This is a genomic window from Legionella saoudiensis (genome assembly GCF_001465875.1).
Lineage (GTDB): Bacteria > Pseudomonadota > Gammaproteobacteria > Legionellales > Legionellaceae > Legionella > Legionella saoudiensis.
Map to the genome: position 1 here is coordinate 97,471 of NZ_LN901320.1, position 16,829 is coordinate 114,299.

Sequence of the window (16,829 nt, forward strand, 5' to 3'; positions counted from 1 at the left end):
AAATTTATGCAAAAAATCAGTATTCGTGGTGCACGAACCCATAATCTCAAAAATCTTGATTTAGACTTACCTCGAGATCAGCTAATTGTTATTACTGGTTTATCTGGTTCAGGTAAATCTTCTTTAGCGTTCGATACGCTATATGCCGAAGGGCAGCGACGTTATGTTGAATCTCTATCGGCTTATGCCAGACAATTTTTGTCCATGATGGAGAAACCTGATGTTGATTCCATCGAGGGTTTATCTCCAGCTATTTCAATAGAGCAAAAAGCAACGTCGCATAACCCACGTTCTACGGTGGGGACAATCACTGAGATTTACGACTATCTGCGCTTGCTTTATGCCCGGGTTGGCGAACCACGCTGCCCAACACATCATGTGCGTTTGCATGCGCAGACAGTTAGCCAAATGGTGGATCAGGTAATGACCTTACCTGCCGATTCCAAAGTGATGATTTTGGCGCCGGTAGTGCGTGAGCGTAAAGGGGAGCAAGTGCAGCTATTCCAGCAATTGCAAGCGAAGGGTTATGTGCGGGCGCGTATTGATGGGGAATTATATGAGTTAGATTCACCGCCAAAACTTGGTTTACGTACGAAGCATACCATTGAAGTGGTAATTGACCGGTTTAAAGTAAGGCCCGAAATTGAGCAACGCTTAAGTGAGTCCTTTGAAAACGCACTTAACTTGGCAGAGGGGCTTGCCATTGTGGCCTCTATGGACAATCAATTTACCGACTTAGTATTCTCATCCAAATTTGCCTGCCCTGAATGCGGCTATAGTTTGAGTGAGTTAGAACCTCGATTGTTCTCCTTCAATAATCCAGTAGGCGCTTGCCCTTCTTGCGATGGCTTGGGAGTCGATCAGTTTTTCGACCCAGAACGAGTAATTCATGATGCGACGGCCAGCTTAGCTGAGGGCGCTATTCGTGGTTGGGATAAAAAGACCAATTATTATTTCTCAATGCTGGAATCATTGGCTCGGCATTATGGTTTTGATACCGGCACGGCTTTTTGCGATCTTCCTAATAAGATGCAAGAGATTATTTTATATGGGAGCGGCCGTGAAGTGATTGAATTTAATTACCATCGGCCTAGTGGTGGTTATATGGTAAGACAACATCCATTTGAAGGTGTCATCCCTAATATGCAACGTCGTTATCGGGAATCCGATTCAGGGATGATTCGCGAAGAATTGGCTAAATATTTGTCATCACGCCCCTGTCAAACATGTAAGGGCACACGCTTGCGTGAAGAGGCACGTAACGTATTCATTGATGATAAAAACTTACCCGAGATTTCAGCCTATTCCATAGAAAAGTCGTATGAGTTTTTTAAAAATCTACGTCTAACCGGCTATAAAGGGGAGATTGCCGCCAAAATTAATAAAGAAATTGTGGAGCGTTTAGGCTTTTTAGTTAATGTTGGCTTGGACTATCTATCCTTAACCCGCAGTGCGGAAACCTTATCTGGTGGAGAGGCGCAACGTATCCGCCTTGCAAGCCAAATAGGTTCTGGCCTGGTGGGGGTGATGTATATTTTAGATGAGCCATCTATTGGTTTGCATCAACGTGATAATGATCGCTTGCTAAAGACACTGATGCATTTACGGAATCAAGGTAATACCGTTATTGTGGTCGAGCATGATGAGGATGCGATTCGTAGCGCAGATTTTGTGCTGGATATTGGACCTGGCGCAGGGGTTCATGGTGGCGAGATTGTTGCTCGGGGCACTCCGGAAGAAGTAATGCAAAACCCTGCATCACTAACAGGGCAATATTTGTCAGGTAAACAGGCAATAGTTGTACCCAAAGAGCGCTTGCCAATTAATCCCGAAAAAATGATTCATTTAAAGGAGGTTAGCTGTAATAACCTTAAGCAGGTTAGTGTTAGTATTCCCTTGGGCTTAATGACCTGTATTACTGGTGTTTCTGGGTCTGGAAAGTCCAGTTTAATTAACGATACTTTGTATCCGATGGCTGCAAACCAGTTAAACCGGGCTAGTTTATTTACCCCGGGGGCCGTAAAGGAGATTTCAGGTCTGCATCTTTGTGATAAGGTGATTGATATTGATCAAAGCCCAATTGGCCGTACGCCGCGTTCAAACCCTGCCACTTATACCGGATTATTTACCCATGTTCGCGATTTATTTGCGGGGACTCCTGAAGCAAGAGCACGTGGTTATCAACCGGGTCGTTTTAGTTTTAATGTCCGTGGAGGACGTTGTGAGGCTTGTCAGGGTGATGGACTTATTAAAGTAGAAATGCACTTTTTACCGGATATTTATGTTGCTTGCGATGTTTGTCAGGGTAAGCGTTATAACCGTGAAACGTTGGATATCCAATATAAAGGCAAAAATATTCATGAAGTTTTAGAAATGACGGTTGAAGATGCCTGTACTTTTTTCGCTGCCATCCCGGTCTTAGCTAGAAAATGTCAAACTCTTATGGATGTGGGTTTGTCCTATATCAAGTTAGGTCAAAGTGCCACAACTTTGTCTGGAGGAGAGGCGCAAAGAATTAAATTGGCCCGAGAATTATCAAAACGCGGCACCGGAAGTACTTTATACATCTTAGACGAACCAACCACTGGATTGCATTTTCATGATACGCGGCAATTGCTTGCCGTATTATTCCGTTTGCGTGAGCAGGGGAATACGATTGTCATTATTGAGCATAACCTGGATGTGATAAAAACCGCAGACTGGATTATTGATTTAGGTCCAGAAGGTGGTAGTAAAGGAGGGCTTATTGTTGCCACAGGAACTCCAGAGCAAGTTGCCGAAAATCCACAATCTTATACAGGACAATTTTTAAAGCCGCTTCTGAAGTCCAAATAACACAAAACCCGTATTATGCTGCGCTAATACGGGCTGCATTCTTGATTGTGCGCCCGTATTAATTGAAGCGGGTTTTGCCACATTCCCCTGTTATTTTTATCATTTTCAAGCTATAACTTAAGTAGGATATTTTTTATAGGATAACAAAATGGGTACTTTCTTTCTTGCGCTTTTAGTCATCATTGTTCTTGTGGTGCTCTGGGCTATTGGCATTTATAACGCCTTAATTCAGCTAATTGAGACAATTAATAACGACAAAAAGCAAATCGATATCCAATTAGATCGTCGATTTAAGGTGTTTGAATCGCTTATTGATACCGTTAAAAAATATATGGACTATGAGCAAACTACATTGAAAGATGTGGTTGCCTTACGTAATCAAGCACAAGCAGCTAAAGCTGCCGGTGATGAGCAAGGACGAATTGCAGCTGAGAATGGAATTTCGCAAATTGCATCAGGTCTTAATGTAGTTTTTGAACAATATCCCGATTTGAAAGCAAATCAAAACGTGATGCAATTGCAAGAAGAAATTGTAAATACCGAAAACAAATTAGCCTATGCAAAACAAGCATATAATGATGCAATTGAGCGTTATAATGCGAAGAAAAAGTCTTTCTTTGAATCAATGGTCGTAAATTACTTTTCTTCTGCATTAAATAAAGAGTTTGTTTATTGGGGGCTTCCTGAAGAACAAATTCAGGCTAGAGAAGATTACACGGTTAAATTTTGAGATAGACTATGAGTCTTGCTGACTATCATAGCAGTGCAGGCGACTGGCGCGAGCAAATAAGAAAAAACCAGCGAAAGACGCGTACGGTAATTGGATTATTTGTTGGTATATACTTTGTTGTTGGTTTTATTGCGGATATCGTGGTCTTACAATCTATGTATCCGGGTATCACCATGCAGCAAAGTATGTATGCCTTGATTCATTTTCGAGTGGTTCCTTATGCCACCCTGCTCATGGTGGGTTTTGCCGTGATTTCTTTATTAATCACTTACTCGCTCTATGATCGGATTATGCTCTTAGGTACCGAATATCATGAGGTGACCCCGCAGACTGCGCAAAATGTACAAGAACAGCAATTATATAATGTGGTGGAGGAAATGACGGTTGCTGCTGGTTTACAGTATGTGCCCAAGGTTTTTATTATTGAAGCAGATTACATGAACGCCTTTGCCAGTGGTTACAGTGAAAAATCCGCTATGGTGGCAATTACCCGGGGACTCATTGATAAATTGAATCGTGCCGAATTACAAGCCGTTATGGCGCATGAATTAAGCCACATTCGTCATGGCGATATTAAACTTACTCTAACCGTGGCCGTTTTGAGTAACATACTGCTTATTGTGGTCGATATTTTGTTTTATTCAGTTTTATTTAGACGCAATGGTAATGATCGACGCGACAATAATCAGTTACTGATGGTGATTATGATTCTACGCTACGTTTTACCTTTAATTACTGTGTTATTAACCTTGTTTTTAAGCCGTACCCGTGAATACATGGCTGATGCTGGCTGTGTTGAATTAATGCGTGATAATGAGCCCTTAGCTCGGGCTTTATTGAAAATTAGTTCCGATCATCAACAAAATGCTGACTATTATTCAGCAGAATATGGCAATACTGCTCATGAACAGGTTCGCCAAGCCTCCTATCTTTTTGACCCTTCTGATATAACCCCTCTTAAGTCCTTAAGCAGTGCTTTTGATACTCATCCCTCGATAGAGCAACGCCTACGTGCGTTAGGCTTTAGTCGCAAGTGATCCTATTGATTTATTCTCTGGCCATTACACCAAGTTATGTTGAATTTTTTTACAATAAACTGTACAATTTTACAACTTGATTTGTTTGGATTCTTTATGCGCAAAAACAACTTGGAATATTCAGGAAAAATTATTCACTCAACAGATAATGGTTTTGAGGAGTTAAAGTCTCAGGCGTTTTCTGAGATTTTTCCCAGAGCTTGTGCTGAAGCAGGAGTGGGGGGCGTCTTTGGAGGCGTAGGGGGTATTGTCAGTAAGTATGCCTATTCCTTTTTTAAACCCGAAATAATAACTTCGGCAAGTGATTTTGCTGTTTTTGCAGGGGTTGGTGCCCTTGCCGCTCTTTTAAAATGGATCCCCCTGCTCTTAACCAAAGATTATCTAAATAATAACGATTACTTGGAAACACATCTCAATCTCAAGTCATTTATCGAACATAGCCTGAACTTGGCTTATAGTTTTGCGGCAGTGGCTGCATCTGCTGTTCTCATTGGTAGTCCTGTAGGGCCTACAGTGGCGTGCATGATGCTAATACCTACAATCACTTGGGTTCTTTCCACTTTAAATTATGGACTATCCGCATGCATTTCGGCATATATTGCTCCCGATTCGGCCAAAATGGGCTAACATAGGCATATTTTTTGAATATAGGCCAGAATCTTTACGCTAAATAGTAGTTAATCTGGCCTATATTTTGTTCCTGCAGCGGTTTCATAGCGGTATTTATAAATCTAATGCAGATCTTTTGAACACATTGATTTACTTATTTTTTCCCGCTTTTGGTGCTTGTCTAATACCCTGTTTTTTGTTTATGATGAGGGATGATAATAAGACCTTCTAGAAAAGGAATTTGGATGTTATGAAAAAGCAAGCGGTAATTCTGTCATTATTTTTATTAGGCAGCGGGCAAATGGTTTTTGCGGATGCCTTGTCCAGAACTCGAACTGAAATGGCGGAACAAACCAATGAGGCCAACAGTAATGTAGCAGGTTTCCTAAAAAAAATAACTCCGGAATTCCTTTATGGATATACTGATTTCCACTTTAAGTCATCCTCTTCAGGGAACTTGAACCGTTACAATGGACGCTCAAATCTTTATTCAGCAGGAGCGGATCACCTTTCTTTCGGTCCTAGCGTAATGGCGGGTATTTACTATTTCCGCGTTGATACCTCGTTAAATTCAGCTTTCTTATTAGCGCCTAGTCCGCTAACCACTACGTCGCAAAACATAAAAAATGATACTATTTTTGGGCACGTACTAAAGATTTTTACGCCGCAAATCTATCTGGATTTAGCTGCGGGTTATGGCTATAACAAAATTAATAGTTACTTGACCGTTTCCCCTGACACCATTGATGAATCGCACGCCTATGCTCGTAATGGTAGTGATAACTGGTTTGTTAGTGCGAATGGGATTTACAGAAAAAGCTGGCAAAAGTTTTTGTTAAGGGCGAATTTTGGTGTTTTATATAGCCAGATTAACACAGGTCCTTACCGTTATACGTTCCCAACGCTCGACACCATGGTGCCAATTCAAGCATTAACGAATAAAGCGACCTTATTAATGGAAAATGCAGAGCTTGGTTATTTGATTAATCCTAAATTGATGCCTTTTATTAATGGCGGTTTATTCCAGGTGGCTCAGTTCTCAAATAGCCGTCCTATTGTGAATTCCGCGATTGTAGTTAATGGCTCGTTACCTCAATTAAATATGAATAAAGACGGCTTTCGCCTGGGAGGAGGAATTTCCTATACGCATAAGAATGTCACAATGCGTGTCGAGGAAAAATACTACAATGCGAGCAGTACATTCCATAGTTTCCAAACCTTGGCCGCTATAGAATATCAGTTTTCATAGGATTCATGGGCACCCAAATGTAAGACGATAACCGACGACGTACTGCAAGCTCGCAATACGTCCGAGGTTAGGTAAACATGAGAGGATTTTTCAGCACGTACCCTTTATCCATGTTCTGAGTAAAGGGTTCCATTCAATGAAAGGACGAATTTTTGCAATGAATGCTTCGCAGTTTTTGCCCAAAATGCTGAAATCCAAATTGACACAATTTTCTCTGGGTCTTTTCTGTACAGCATTCATTTTTCTTGCAGATGTTATTCATCTTCCCGTAGTAAGTTTTCTTATTGATCAGTTAGATAACCGAATTTATGATCAAATAGTGCAACTAAATCGTCGTCCACACCTGCCAAATCCCAAAGTGGTTATTATTGATATCGATGATCGCTCAGTGCAAAAAGAGGGACGATGGCCTTGGCCCCGAAATAAGTTAGCGGAATTAATTAATAAACTAAAGGGAGCTGGGGTTGTAACTATTGGTACGGATATGGTGATGGCAGAGCCAGAGGTAAATTATGCCATAGGTTTAAAAGATGAGTTACAGCCTTTGATTCATCAACTCCCTCCCAATCAACAGCAGCTCCCGGTTTTACTCGAAGCCATTGCCCCACAAGTTGATAATGATCGTATTCTTGCCCATTCCTTATTGGAACATAATGTGGTGTTGGGATTTTTGTTTCATAATGATCAGGTAGTTAAAAAGGGCGTTTTACCTTCACCGTTAACAATGCCAAATAATGCCATTATTTACCGCGGCGATATGCCCCTTTATCAGTTTTCTGGTTATAACGGTTGTTTACCCTTGTTTCTTAATGCAGCTCAACAAGCAGGTTCCGTAACGAATCTGCCGGATTTAGATGGCTCAGTGCGCCATGGACTAATGATTGCCAGCTATGATAATAAACTCTATGCCACCTTATCCCTGGCAATTGCCATGAATTATTTGATGGTGGATCACGTCACCTTGAGTACTAGGGATGGTGAGTTAAGTGGAATTCAAATGGGGGCAGTTTTCATACCCACTAATCCTCAGGGACAAATTCTTATTCCTTTCTGGGGGTTACCAGGGACATTACCTTATTATTCGGCAACCGATATTATGCAAGGCAATTTTAATGCGGAGGAGTTGCAAGGTGCAATTGCGGTGATTGGCTCCACTATGATTTTGCTTGCCGATTTACATCAGTCTCCTGTTGCCCAATCATTTCCTGGAGTTGAAATGGTAGGGAACATGGTACAAGGCATTGTGGGGCAGCAGCTTGTTACACCTTATAATTGGCATACTACAAGTGCGCGCTTGTACCTATTATTATTAGGACTTTTTTTCACCTGTATCTTTGCTTTTGTCGGCGTTACAGGCATGTTATTACTGGCATTTACCAGCATATTGGCCACCTTGGCAATTTCCGTTTACCTTTTTGTCGCAAAAAGTTTGTATGTACCCTTAGCCTTTATCTTAGTGCTGATTATCCTACAAACTATGGCTAATTATGGTTATTTATTTATTATGGAGCGACGACAAAAGAGAAAAATCAATCAGTTGTTTGGTCAGTATGTTCCTGAGCAATACGTTAAAGAATTAATTGATTCCCCTGAACAATACAGTATGGAGGGGCAAGAGCGTAATATGACCGTACAGTTTAGTGATATACGCAATTTTACTTCCATTAGTGAGTCGTTAGAGGCCTCTAATGTTAAGCGTCTATTGAATACATTTTTTACACCAATTACGGAAATAATTTTCAGTTTTCGCGGCACAATTGATAAATACGTTGGAGATATGATTGTTGCTTTTTGGGGAGCGCCAATGGTCGATGAGGATCATGCCTACCATGCAATCATGGCCTCTTTAACGATGATAAATAGCTTACCTGAAATTAATGAAAAAATGATAGCAACAGGCTTACCCGCCGTTAATATTGGGGTGGGCTTGGCAACGGGGCTAATGAACGTAGGCGACATGGGATCTGAATTCCGCCGTGCCTATACCGTTCTTGGTGATACAGTAAATCTTGCTTCACGCCTACAAGATTTAACCAAATTTTATCAGGTGAATATTTTAGTAAGTGATGGGACTCGTGCGGCCGATGAACGCTTTGTTTGGCGACCTGTAGACAAAATAACGGTAAAGGGACGTAGAACAGGACTGGTAATTTATCAGCCAGTTGGTTTGCGTACAGAGGTGGCTGATGAGGTTGTGGCGGAATTGAATGAATACCAGGCAGCTTTAGATGATTATTATGCGCGTAACTGGTCGTCCGCAGAAAAGAAATTTGATATTCTGAAAAGCAAATCGCCGGAAATTTATTTGTATCAAATGTATCTTGAGCGTATTAAAGGATTCCAGGTGGAACCACCTGCTGAAGATTGGAGTGGTATTTATGTTCATCTACATAAATAATTAATGTTTGTTTATTGTACAGGGAAAAATATGAAGAGAATAATTTTAATCGGACTTTTATCCATAACGACTCAGGTTTTTGCTGAGTCTGCAGCTAAGGTTTTGTATACCCAGAATAAAGTTACTGCCTCTCACGGTGGCAGCACGCGAACTCTTTCTCGTGGTTCAGCTTTAGAGATAGGTGATGAAATTGCTACAGCTGCAGGTGCGGCGATCCATCTTCAATACTCCAATGGTACTTTAGTGAATATCGGTTCCAACTCTTCATATAAGATTCACGCTTACGCTCCAAAGCAAGGTGGTGAACAAATTAACGCAGAATTAACTCATGGGAAATTAGAAATTCAAAATGGTGGAAAAATTAAGGAGACATTAAAAACGCCTATTGTATCTTTAGCCATTCTTGGTACTCATATTCGTGTTGATGCGACTAAGGCTGCAATGGCAAGTGGTAATCCTAAAAATAAACAATGTGCTGGAGCGCGTGCTACCGAAAATACCTACGTGCAGGTTCTCGAGGGATTAGTTTCTGCTCGTGATAAATTATTAAGACCAGGAAAAAGTGTACGTGTTACCTGCGATCGCATTGTCGATGCTCCATTTCCCCCAGATGGTATAGTCAATTCGCCTTTAAATGCACCGGGAAAAATTGAAACTATGGCTGGAGGTGCTGCTGCGGATACCACTGTTTCAGACGAGGGAGCCCTAATTGCGACCTATGTTGCAACAAATCAGGGGCCCGGCACTATTACGACAAGCAGCATTGACTCCATCCAGGCGGTTACGGCTATAGCAGATATTTCTTTAGCCTGCGGCACTTTCTAACAAGGGTGTATTTATAAGCTTGTAGGAGGCCATAGGCCAAACCCTACAAGCTCTTAGGGTATGAGCTAAGAACTATATCCGCATGTTAATCTTTACTCTCGCAAGCCAATCCCTTTCTTTAACAAAAACAGATTTAAAGCAGCCAATAAAATCAGCATAAAGCAAATGATACTCATCGCGAATCCCATGCTGACTTCACTTTGGCCAATCATGGCCTGTCTTAGTGCATTAACCATATATAAAATTGGATTTAGAAGAGATATTTTTTGCCAGAAGCTGGGTAACATGGTCGTGCTGTAAAAGACACCACCTAAATAGGTTAAGGGGGTGAGCACAAACGTAGGGATAATCATAATATCGTCAAAATTGCGGGCAACCATGGCATTAGTAAAACCGGCTAAGGAAAACACGGCGGAAACCAATAAGACAACCAATAAGGTCATCGGTAAATGGCTTAATTGAATCGTTAGAAAAAAACTAGCAATCAGATAAACTAAAATCGCAACAATTAAACCGCGTACCATACCTCCTAAAACATATCCCAGCAGCAAAAAGCCATCGTGCATGGGGCTAATTAGCATCTCCTCAATACTTTTTTGGAAACGTACACTGTACATTGAAGAGGATACATTACCGTAAGAGTTAACAATAACAGACATCATTATCAAGCCAGGGGCAATAAACATGGGATAACTTACCCCCTCGATTTCACCAATACGAGCCCCGATCAAGCTACCAAAAATCAGAAAGTAAAGGGTGGTCGTAATCACCGGAGGTAAAAATACCTGGCTTGCAATACGAAACATTCGCACTACTTCACGTCGTACCAGCGTGTATAGAGAAACAAGTTGTTTTTTAATGGCCATTTTTTATAAGATCCAAAAAGAGTTCTTCCAGACGATTTGTTTTATTACGCATGCTGCTTATATTAATGCCGTGCTGAGATAAAACAGCAAAAACTGCGTTTAAGCTATCCTGCGTATCAACACGAATTTCCAAGGTATTACAATCAATAAGGGTGGCAAGCAAGGGACTAAGGTCAGGTAGGGTATGAATAGGGTCCTCTGTATTGAAGATAAATGTTTGATGACGTAAAGTTTGGAGCAGGGCTTTCATGGAGCTATTCTTAATAATTTGCCCTTTATCAATAATGGCAATATTTTTGCATAACTGCTCTGCCTCTTCCAGGTAATGAGTGGTCAGAATAATGGTGGTGCCTTCCTTATTGGTGCGTGTTAAAAACTCCCACATACTGTGTCTGATTTCAATATCAACACCGGCAGTTGGCTCATCAAGAATTAGAACTCGCGGTTGATGCACCAGGGCTCTGGCAATCATTAAGCGGCGTTTCATACCCCCCGATAAATGGCGGACAATTGAATTGCGTTTATCCCATAATCCGAGCTGGTTTAGAAGCTCCTCTGCTTTTGGTAAGGCATTTTTTCGAGAAATACCATAATAACCGGCCTGGCTTAATAAAACTTGTAGACAAGTTTCGAAAATGTTTAGGTTAATTTCTTGAGGCACTAAGCCAAGGCAGGATTTTGCCTTTTCTGCTTCTTTTTCCAGGTCATAGCCACAAATACTAATCGTACCAGATGTTTTCGTTAGTAACGTGCTGATTAAACCGATGGTTGTCGATTTCCCTGCGCCATTAGCGCCAAGAAGGGCAAAAAAATCACCCGTTTTTATTGTTAAATCAATGCCCTTGAGCGCTTTAACTCCATTGGCATAAGTTTTGGATAGCTGTTTAATATCTAAGGCATGCATATAGAATCGTGTAAAGATAAAATATCATTATACACAATTGCTGGATTATTGAGGCAATGAATAATGGATGTCATTAAAAATTACATTTAATCATCAGCATTAAGTATAACAATTGGCTCTAGGATAAATTGTCTATTATATAAGTCCCACAGGCCTTGTCTTCATCCAACCCGTGATGCTGTAACGTGTTTGATGAGTAGTTGTAACTTCATGGGGGAGCTCGCTATTAAAACAAATAAGCCGGTTTCCTTGAGGACTGATGTTTTCAAGCAGATGATCATGTGTATCATACAGTTTCAATTGACCTCCGTACTCATCGCACCAGTCTTCATTTAAATAATAAACAAAGGATACTTTTCTGGTTTTTTGCGCTGCAAATTGGTCAATGTGCTTTTTGTAAAAAGTACCGGGTTGATAGCTGGCAAAATGTGTTTCAAATTCATGCAAGCCCAGGAAGAGATTTTGATTTAAGATCTGACATAATTGATGGATTTGGTTTATAAAAAATTGGATTGCAGGATCTTGGTTATCTGATTCGAGCCATAAAATTTCATCGGTGCGGATGGCATTGTTTTGTTGGGAGCTAATATTTAGTCCAATTTTAGCGCTTCGAAATAAACCTTGCGTATATAATTCGCGCGCGGTATTACGAAGGGATAAATAATATTCTTGGGATAAAAAGTCATCAGTAAAATGAAAGCCTTGATTACATAGATTGTGAATAAGTAGCTCAATATTTTGTAACATTAGCGTCCCTCAAGGAGATATTGGTGCTCACGCCATTGCGGCATAAATTGGCTCATAAATGCATAAAATCGTTTGTTATGGCTAGGTTCTAAGAGATGTACTAATTCATGAACTAAGACATACTCTAAGCAAATTTGTGGTTTTTTAATAAGACTAAGGTTTAACCAAATTCGTGCTGCCTGAGGGTTACATGAACCCCAACGCGTTTTCATTTTTTTGATGCCCCATTGCTTAGTTTTAACGCCAATAATCGCCTCCCAGTGCGCAATAAGCTTGGGCAGTAATAGCTGCATTTGCCATTTATACCAAGAATCAAGTAGTTTTTGTATTTGCAAGTGGGAACTACCTGGACGGATGTAGCAATGTATAAGTTCATCTTGGAGTTGTATATGGTTTGGTCCATGATGCTCTTCGATGATTAATAAATAATTCTTTCCCATAAAGGGTACTGAAACCCCCGTTTGTAAGGGCAAATTTTCTAGGGGAGCGCGACTACAAATGCGTTCACGATGCTCATAAATCCAGCTCTTCTTTTCCTCTAAGGTTTTGCGGATTAAGCGCTCACTATATTTTAATGGGACACTGACTCGGACCGAACCATCCGGAGGATAAATTCGCAGGGTCATGTTTTTTATGGGTTTTCTTAAAACTTCAATGGAAATACCATCTAATTCAATAATCATACAACGGGAGCGACAGATGCTTTTTTCCCATTTTACTCTCTTTTAGCACCGATACAAGGACTGTCTATATATTCACCATTGATGTTTAAAACCATATTGACATTCGCTCGTTGGTAGCGGGTTAAAATGTCGTATTGTTCTCTGGTGATATAACCATATGAGTGGTTGCAGTAAACTAATGAATGGGCATAGGGTCTTGGTGCAACTTGGATGGGTATATCACATTCCCAGCGAAAGTGGGTCAAATCGCAGTTTGCAAACGTGGCATGAAATGGCAAAAGAGATAAGGCGATTAAGAACCAATAGTTTTTTCTCATTATGCACCTTCAGGAATGTATATATTTATTTTTTTTAAGTATAGGATAATAATCTTAAAAAAATAGTTGTCTGCATGCAAGGATTGTTATGCTTTCATCAAGTTCTGAATATCTTATGGCTCTGCGTGAACGAGATTTTCTTCTCTTTTTAGAGTGGCCTAATTTTGTTGCTAAAAAATATGGAAAGCCGGGCGAGCCTCTAGGTGGTGATGCCCTTATGGATTGTTTGGTTTTTGAATGGCTAAGCTATGGTTTTCGTGATGAAGACATTGAGCACATGACAATTCTCTATGCTATTTCTGAACTCACCACGCTGTTACACTCAGGTATATTAATGTATCAATTAATGACAACCACCTCCGCCTTATTCTCATGCATGGCTTTTCAGGCTCTTCAGTTAGATGTTACTACTTTTCCACTAGGAATGAATGAGCGCGATATTTTTAAGTTTATGGATAAGAAAACGAGAATTGATGGGAGCCCGAATCTTTTTAATGAACGTGTCAGCTTAGCTCGCCAGGATTTTTTAAAACAAACCTCGTTGGTTAAAGAGTCGCAAGTGTATGCATCGTGTAAAAAAATATACGATATTAACTTTGTACTGCATCAGGTGGGGGAATATAAGGATAACCTGTATCGAGAAGAAGATAAGGAGAAAGGTAATAGTTTGTGCTATACGCGCTTGGGGATTGTAGAAGCGTTCCAGTCTTACCTAAAGAAGCAGACGGAACTGGGTGATAAGGTTTTATCAGAAATAAATGATTATGTGACTCTGCTTCGTAAATCGCAGCCGAAGAAGTGGGAAGAAAAGTATTTGGATCAGATTGCCCCACCTTCTTTTTTTATGCAGGTATCAAAAACGTTATTAACATATTGCGCATTCTTTTTTTCTAAAATAATTCCGGAAGCTTCACTGGATGATAAAGAGAAAATACCTAGGGCAGGTGGCTTGAGTCATTAGTTCTTCTTACCTCTGTTACCGTAAGCTTTGAATCTCTACATAAAAAGGGATGATGTAACGGAAAAAGGTCTTATTTCTTCGAGGAGGCTTATCTATCGCTTTACCGACATTTCATGAGCCAATAACGCATCTTTATAATGCAAGGCATCAGGGCTTCCCATATAGCCACCTAAACCATGCTTTCCCACAACACGATGGCAAGGAATAAATAGGGCCAAGGGATTGCGCTTGCATGCTTGGCCAACTGCCCTAGGGCTACTTTGCAATGTTAACGCGAGCTCACCGTAAGTAATTGTTCGTCCGATAGGAATAACTAATAAAGCATTTAATACTTTTTGCAAATAAGTGCTACCTTGCGGTTTTAGTTGCAATTGAAAGCGATGATTAGGATTGGCTATGTAAGACTCTAACTCATGTTGAATTAAAATAGATAAAGGATGACTTATTGTCGGGCCAGAGTTCTGCGTAAAAAAAGAGCGATAAACAAAATGCTCATCAAACTCAACGGCGAGCTTACCCCATGGGGTAGAAAAAGTAGAAATAATAAGATTAGTTGTCAGATTAACTTTGATCATCATACAACCACCTCATTTGATGCATGTGCGCAGACAAGTGAGATACTGGCATCTCTCTCCGAAGAGAGAGATGCAAAGCGAATTAATCAGCTTTTTTAGTTGCTAATTTTTCTTTAATACGTGCAGCACGTCCTGCTAAATTACGTAAATAATACAGCTTCGCGCGACGTACATCACCACGTCTTTTTACTGTAATACTGTCAACGATTGGACTGTAAGTTTGGAATACACGCTCAACACCAACGTTGTGAGAAATTTTACGTACAGTGAACGCAGAGTTCAAACCACGATTACGCTTAGCAATTACAACCCCTTCAAAAGCCTGTAAACGCTCACGGTTTCCTTCGATTACTTTCACTTGAACCAGAACAGTATCACCTGGGCTAAACTCAGGGATTTCTTTACCTTGCATTTGCTCGGCATTTAGTTGGTCAATAATATTAGTCATGGACTACTCCTCAAATTGGTCTCCCTAGTTTAGAGACTAGGAAATACCGTGTTCGCACTTAAACTCAGCAAGCAATTGCTGGTCTGTTTTATTTAATTCTATTTTTTCCAGTAAATCTGGCCGCTTAAGCCAAGTTTTACCCAGAGATTGTTTCCTGCGCCACAATTCGATTTCTTTATGATTTCCACCTAATAAAACAGGAGGAACATCCAATCCGTTAATCGTTGCCGGTCGAGTGTAGTGAGGACAATCCAGTAAACCATTCATAAATGAATCTTGCTCTGCTGAGCCCAGATGTCCAAGACTGCCAGGTATTAAACGAGTAATCGCATCAATAAATACCGTAGCAGCCAATTCCCCACCACTTAAAACAAAATCTCCAAGAGACCATTCTTCATCAACATAATGCTGAAGAACGCGCTCATCAATTCCTTCATATCGCCCAGCAATAAACAGCAAGGGTTGCATGTCATTTGCCACTTGGTTTAAATCATGCTGGCGAATCACCTTTCCTTGCGGGCTAAGGTAAACCGTTTTGCAGTGACTCGGCATTTGACTGCGGGCCTGCATAATAGCTGCTTGTAAGGGCTCATACATCATGACCATTCCTGGTCCACCACCGTAGGGTTTATCATCAACTTGCCGATAAGGCCGTGATGCCCAATCACGGGGATTCCAGTGATCTATTTTAACCAAGCCTTGCTCTATAGCTCTACCCGTAATGCCATAATTTAAGGCATTAAGTATTTCGGGTATTAAAGTGATAACTCCAAGATGAAGCGCCACTTAAAAATCCAGGTCCCAATCAACAGTAATAAGTTGCTGGCTAAGATTAACATCTAAGATGAACTGACCAGGTAAATAAGGAATTAAATGCCTTTTTTCGCCTTGCACTACTAATACATCATTGGAGCCAGTAGGGATGATCTCAGTTACTTTACCAAAAGATTCTCCTTTGGAGTTCACTACACTCAAACCCATTAGCTGATGCCAGTAATATTCACCAGATTCCAGCTCCTCAAGCTGTACTTGCTGAACTGCGATTTCTACATTAGTTAGATGAGCTACAGTTTCTCGTTCAGGATAACCTTCAATTTGGACTATGATAGACTTAGTTTGTACTTCTGCATTAAGCAGTTTAATCGGTTGCCATTTATTATTAATAAAAGCATGCCAATCTTCATATCTCAAGATATTATCGCGAGGCTCTGTGAAGGAATGAACCGTAACAAAGCCTTTAATACCATGAGGGCGTCCAAAACGACCAACAACTATCCAGTTTTCCTGATTACTCACGATTATTAAGCAGCTTTATCTTTTTTGTTAAATTCTTTTACCAGTGCACTTACGCGATCAGATAATTGTGCGCCAACTTTTTGCCATTGGCTTAATTTATCTGTGTCAATGTGAATACGAACTTCTTGTCCACGTGCTACAGGGTTGAAATAACCAATAGACTCAATGTAGCTACCATCGCGACGCTTGCGGCTATCAGTAACAACTAAATGATAAAACGGACGCTTTTTCGCGCCACCTCGTGATAAACGTATAACGACCATTATATTCCTCTACTTTAGAGTGGTTACGTAAAAATGCCGTGTATTGTACGAAAATTAACTCGGCATGTGAAGTAATTCTTACGAAT

Annotated in this window: 18 protein-coding genes; 8 read left to right on the forward strand and 10 right to left on the reverse strand. The window is 40.5% G+C overall.

Annotated features, from left to right (window positions below; genetic code table 11):
- Positions 1-6: 6 nt before the first annotated feature.
- The 7 genes from uvrA (at position 7) to BN3124_RS01420 (ending at position 9,683) form a co-directional block, all read left to right on the forward strand.
- Entirely contained in the window at positions 7-2,835 is a 2,829-nt protein-coding gene (uvrA, locus tag BN3124_RS01390; RefSeq protein WP_058533073.1) for an excinuclease ABC subunit UvrA, read from the forward strand.
- Positions 2,836-2,983: 148 nt separating this feature from the next.
- A complete protein-coding gene (locus BN3124_RS01395) occupies positions 2,984-3,565 on the forward strand; it encodes a LemA family protein (RefSeq protein WP_058533074.1) in 582 nt (193 codons plus the stop codon).
- Between the two features lie 8 nt (positions 3,566-3,573).
- Positions 3,574-4,602: a zinc metalloprotease HtpX gene (gene htpX / locus BN3124_RS01400; RefSeq protein WP_058533075.1), complete on the forward strand. Its 1,029-nt coding sequence runs from the start codon at positions 3,574-3,576 to the stop codon at positions 4,600-4,602.
- A 96-nt stretch (positions 4,603-4,698) separates the two neighbouring features.
- Entirely contained in the window at positions 4,699-5,229 is a 531-nt protein-coding gene (locus BN3124_RS01405) for a hypothetical protein (RefSeq protein WP_058533076.1), read from the forward strand.
- Positions 5,230-5,461: 232 nt separating this feature from the next.
- Entirely contained in the window at positions 5,462-6,460 is a 999-nt protein-coding gene (locus tag BN3124_RS01410) for an autotransporter outer membrane beta-barrel domain-containing protein (protein ID WP_058533077.1), read from the forward strand.
- A gap of 136 nt (positions 6,461-6,596) precedes the next feature.
- A complete protein-coding gene (locus tag BN3124_RS01415) occupies positions 6,597-8,858 on the forward strand; it encodes a CHASE2 domain-containing protein (RefSeq protein WP_230849036.1) in 2,262 nt (753 codons plus the stop codon).
- A gap of 30 nt (positions 8,859-8,888) precedes the next feature.
- Positions 8,889-9,683: a FecR family protein gene (locus BN3124_RS01420; RefSeq protein WP_058533078.1), complete on the forward strand. Its 795-nt coding sequence runs from the start codon at positions 8,889-8,891 to the stop codon at positions 9,681-9,683.
- A gap of 92 nt (positions 9,684-9,775) precedes the next feature.
- Here BN3124_RS01420 and BN3124_RS01425 read toward each other — a convergent pair whose 3' ends face one another.
- The 5 genes from BN3124_RS01425 to BN3124_RS16610 all read right to left on the reverse strand — a co-directional run bounded on the left by BN3124_RS01425 (position 9,776) and on the right by BN3124_RS16610 (position 13,200).
- Positions 9,776-10,549, reverse strand: a complete 774-nt coding sequence (locus BN3124_RS01425; RefSeq protein WP_058533079.1) for an ABC transporter permease — start codon at positions 10,547-10,549, stop codon at positions 9,776-9,778.
- A complete protein-coding gene (locus BN3124_RS01430) occupies positions 10,539-11,453 on the reverse strand; it encodes an ABC transporter ATP-binding protein (protein WP_058533080.1) in 915 nt (304 codons plus the stop codon). The genes BN3124_RS01425 and BN3124_RS01430 overlap by 11 nt, the downstream gene beginning before the upstream one ends.
- A gap of 135 nt (positions 11,454-11,588) precedes the next feature.
- The gene (locus BN3124_RS01435) at positions 11,589-12,200 is read right to left on the reverse strand and encodes a 2OG-Fe(II) oxygenase (RefSeq protein ID WP_058533081.1); all 612 of its coding nucleotides are present in this window, start codon (positions 12,198-12,200) and stop codon (positions 11,589-11,591) included.
- Entirely contained in the window at positions 12,200-12,883 is a 684-nt protein-coding gene (locus BN3124_RS01440) for a M48 family metallopeptidase (RefSeq protein ID WP_058533082.1), read from the reverse strand. The genes BN3124_RS01435 and BN3124_RS01440 overlap by 1 nt, the downstream gene beginning before the upstream one ends.
- A 32-nt stretch (positions 12,884-12,915) precedes the next feature.
- Positions 12,916-13,200: a hypothetical protein gene (locus BN3124_RS16610; RefSeq protein ID WP_078061446.1), complete on the reverse strand. Its 285-nt coding sequence runs from the start codon at positions 13,198-13,200 to the stop codon at positions 12,916-12,918.
- Positions 13,201-13,288: 88 nt separating this feature from the next.
- Here BN3124_RS16610 and BN3124_RS01445 point away from each other — a divergent pair, with 88 nt between their 5' ends.
- Complete coding sequence (locus BN3124_RS01445; RefSeq protein WP_058533083.1) at positions 13,289-14,161, forward strand: helical bundle domain-containing protein; 873 nt, start codon at positions 13,289-13,291, stop codon at positions 14,159-14,161.
- Between the two features lie 92 nt (positions 14,162-14,253).
- On the opposite strand, the gene BN3124_RS01450 is transcribed toward BN3124_RS01445, so the two are convergent.
- The 5 genes from BN3124_RS01450 to rpsP all read right to left on the reverse strand — a co-directional run bounded on the left by BN3124_RS01450 (position 14,254) and on the right by rpsP (position 16,743).
- A complete protein-coding gene (locus BN3124_RS01450) occupies positions 14,254-14,739 on the reverse strand; it encodes a methylated-DNA--[protein]-cysteine S-methyltransferase (protein WP_230849037.1) in 486 nt (161 codons plus the stop codon).
- Between the two features lie 79 nt (positions 14,740-14,818).
- Positions 14,819-15,184: a 50S ribosomal protein L19 gene (gene rplS / locus BN3124_RS01455; RefSeq protein ID WP_058533084.1), complete on the reverse strand. Its 366-nt coding sequence runs from the start codon at positions 15,182-15,184 to the stop codon at positions 14,819-14,821.
- Between the two features lie 36 nt (positions 15,185-15,220).
- The gene (gene trmD, locus BN3124_RS01460; RefSeq protein ID WP_058533085.1) at positions 15,221-15,970 is read right to left on the reverse strand and encodes a tRNA (guanosine(37)-N1)-methyltransferase TrmD; all 750 of its coding nucleotides are present in this window, start codon (positions 15,968-15,970) and stop codon (positions 15,221-15,223) included.
- Positions 15,971-16,480 (reverse strand): ribosome maturation factor RimM, encoded by a 510-nt coding sequence (gene rimM / locus BN3124_RS01465; RefSeq protein ID WP_058533086.1) that lies wholly within the window; start codon positions 16,478-16,480, stop codon positions 15,971-15,973. It lies immediately after the preceding gene.
- Between the two features lie 5 nt (positions 16,481-16,485).
- Positions 16,486-16,743 (reverse strand): 30S ribosomal protein S16, encoded by a 258-nt coding sequence (rpsP, locus tag BN3124_RS01470; protein WP_058533087.1) that lies wholly within the window; start codon positions 16,741-16,743, stop codon positions 16,486-16,488.
- Positions 16,744-16,829 lie beyond the last annotated feature (86 nt).